Raw genomic sequence first — 3,213 nt, forward strand, 5'->3', positions numbered from 1 at the left:
CTCCTATAATATGTTACCTAAAAAATATTTTAAGTTTACAAATAGGAGAAGCAAACATGAATACAAAAAACTTAGTTTTCGTCGCTTTATTTAGTTCTATTATGGGAGTGCTAGGATTAATCCCTCCGATTGCTCTTGCTATTACACCAGTTCCGATTACATTACAATCACTTGGTGTTATGCTTGCTGGTGGACTGTTAGGATCACGTCTCGGTGCATTAAGTCAGCTTATTTTCTTACTTATAGTTGGAGTTGGAGCACCATTACTTGCTGGTGGACGAGGGGGTCCAAGTGTATTTGTTGGGCCAAGTGCAGGATATTTACTTGGTTATATCGTTGGAGCGTTTGTCATTGGATATTTAATTGAGCGTTTACGTGAAGTTTCTATTATAAAAGTATTATGCATTAATATAATTGGTGGTATTTTCGTAGTTTATGTATTTGGTATCATTGTCCAAGCTTTCGTAATGGATATTTCCGTATGGGAAACGATGAAAGTAAGTGTCGTATTTTTACCAGGTGATTGCATAAAGGCGACTATAGCAGCGATTCTTGTGACAAGATTACATCGCTCATTGAAACATATTATTACGCCTGCTTTAAAGAATAAAAAAATTACAAATGCAGGATAAGAAAAAGGAGAAACACGTTACTTGCGTGTTTCTCTTTATTATTTTGTAAAGAAAGGACGTCACATATGGGGATTACAAAAGAATACAAAAAGTATGCCTCTTTACAACCGAATAAAATAGCGATTAAAGAAAATGATAGAGTGTTAACATATAAAGATTGGTTCGAGTCAGTTTGTAAAGTAGCAAACTGGTTGAATGAAAAAGAATCGAAGAATAAAACAGTAGCAATTGTATTAGAAAATTGTACTGAGTTTTTACAAATATTTGCGGGTTCCGCAATGGCTGGATGGGTTTGTGTGCCGTTAGATATAAAATGGAAACGAGATGAACTTAAAGAAAGAATATCGATTAGTAAACCGGATATTATTGTGGCGGAGCAGTATAGGCTTAGTGATATATCGTGCGAAGAAGGAAGGGTTATTGAGATTGAAGAATGGAAAGAAATGATTGAGAACTATCCTCCTGCATATAATCCTGTAGAAAATGTACAAAACGCTCCTTTTTATATGGGATTTACATCAGGATCGACTGGGAAAGCAAAAGCATTTTTACGTGCTCAACAGTCATGGGTACATAGTTTTGATTGTAATGTACATGATTTTCATATGAAAAATACAGATTCTATTTTAATAGCTGGGACGCTTGTTCATTCTTTATTCTTATATGGGGCAATAAGTGCATTGTTTTTAGGGCAAACGGTACACATAATGAGAAAGTTTGTACCAGTTCAAGTGCTATCTAGTATAAAGGTAGAGAATATTTCTGTAATGTATACAGTTCCTACAATGCTTGAGTCTTTGTATAAAGAAAATAAAGTAATTGAAGGTGAAATGAAAATTATTTCGTCAGGAGCGAAATGGGAAGCTGAAGCGAAAGAAAAGATGAAGAATATGTTTCCTTATGCAAAAAGATATGAATTTTATGGTGCATCGGAGCTAAGCTTTGTAACGGAATTGGTCGATAAAGAGAGTGAAAGAAAGCCGAATTCAGTAGGGAAACCCTGTCATAATGTACAAGTTCGAGTATGTAATGAAGTAGGAGAAGAAGTACAGGTAGGCGAGGTAGGAACTGTTTATGTAAAAAGTGATCAGTTTTTTATGGGCTATGTATCGGATGGAGCTATAATCCCGCAATTGTCCAAGGATGGTTGGATGACAGTGCAGGATGTGGGTTACCAAGATGAAGAAGGCTTTATATATATTGTTGGTAGAGAGAAGAACATGATTTTATTTGGAGGAATCAATATTTACCCAGAAGAGATAGAAAGTTTGTTATATACGCATCCAGCTGTTGAAGAAATTGTTGTAGTTGGTGTGAAAGATAATTATTGGGGTGAAAAGCCTGTCGCTATCGTAAAAGGAAGTGCTACGAAGCAACAATTAAAGAGTTTTTGCTTACAACGATTATCCTCTTTTAAAATACCGAAAGAATGGCATTTTGTTGATGAAATACCTTATACAAATAGCGGGAAGATTGCTCGTGTTGCAGCAAAAAATATGATTGAAAACTAGGAGAAGATATATGAATAGAGCGGTTATTGTGGAGGCGAAAAGAACACCCATCGGTAAGAAGAATGGGATGTTAAAAGATTATGAAGTTCAGCAATTAGTAGCGCCGCTTCTTACGTTTCTAAGTAAAGGAATTGAGAGAGAAATAGATGATGTCATATTAGGAAATGTCGTTGGACCAGGAGGTAACGTTGCAAGATTATCTGCTTTAGAAGCAGGGCTCGGTTATCATATTCCTGGTGTAACGATTGACCGGCAATGTGGTGCTGGATTGGAGGCAGTACGTACGGCGTGTCATCTCATTCAAGGGGGAGCAGGTAATTGTTATATCGCCGGGGGAGTAGAGAGTACAAGTACGTCACCTTTTCAAAAGAGAGCGCGGTTTTCACCTGAAACAATTGGTGATCCTGATATGGGAGTAGCGGCTGAATATGTCGCGGAGCGTTATAACATAACGAGGGAAATGCAAGACGAGTACGCTTGTCTTAGTTATAACCGGACATTACAAGCGTTAGAAAATGGATATATACAAGATGAAATATTATCACTTAATGGATTATTAGATGAATCTATTAAGCGAGAAATGAATTATGAAAGAATGATTAAGAGAACGAAACCTGTATTTTTACAAAATGGAACGGTAACAGCAGGTAATTCGTGTGGTGTAAACGACGGAGCATGTGCTGTTCTTGTAATGGAAGAGGGGCAAGCTCGGAAATTAGGATATAAGCCTGTTCTTCGTTTCGTTCATAGTGCTGTAGTTGGAGTGGATCCGAATCTTCCAGGGACTGGTCCGATATTTGCAATGAATAAATTATTAAGTGAAATGAATTTAAAAGTAGAGGACATTGATTGTTTTGAAATAAATGAAGCATTTGCTTCAAAAGTTGTTGCTTGTGCAAAGGAGTTACAAATTCCTTTTGAAAAATTAAATGTAAATGGTGGAGCAATTGCGCTCGGTCATCCGTACGGTGCATCTGGAGCTATGCTTGTGACACGTTTGTTTTATCAAGCACAAAGAGAGCATATGAAATATGGAATTACGACGTTAGGAATTGGTGGTGGAATAGGGC

At 36.9% G+C, this 3,213-nt stretch carries 3 protein-coding genes; all 3 read left to right on the forward strand.

All coding sequences use genetic code 11. From position 1 onward, the window contains the following. Window positions 1–56: 56 nt before the first annotated feature. On the forward strand, window positions 57–632 hold the full coding sequence (locus AC1DTM_RS21030) for a biotin transporter BioY (RefSeq protein WP_002111152.1): 576 nt from the start codon (window positions 57–59) through the stop codon (window positions 630–632). 65 nt (window positions 633–697) lie between these two features. Beyond that, complete coding sequence (locus AC1DTM_RS21035; protein ID WP_016105835.1) at window positions 698–2,143, forward strand: acyl-CoA synthetase; 1,446 nt, start codon at window positions 698–700, stop codon at window positions 2,141–2,143. A gap of 10 nt (window positions 2,144–2,153) precedes the next feature. After that, a partial coding sequence (locus tag AC1DTM_RS21040) for an acetyl-CoA C-acyltransferase (RefSeq protein ID WP_477000790.1) occupies window positions 2,154–3,213 on the forward strand: 1,060 nt, incomplete at its 3' end.

Source organism: Bacillus sp. P4_D3 (assembly GCF_056401855.1).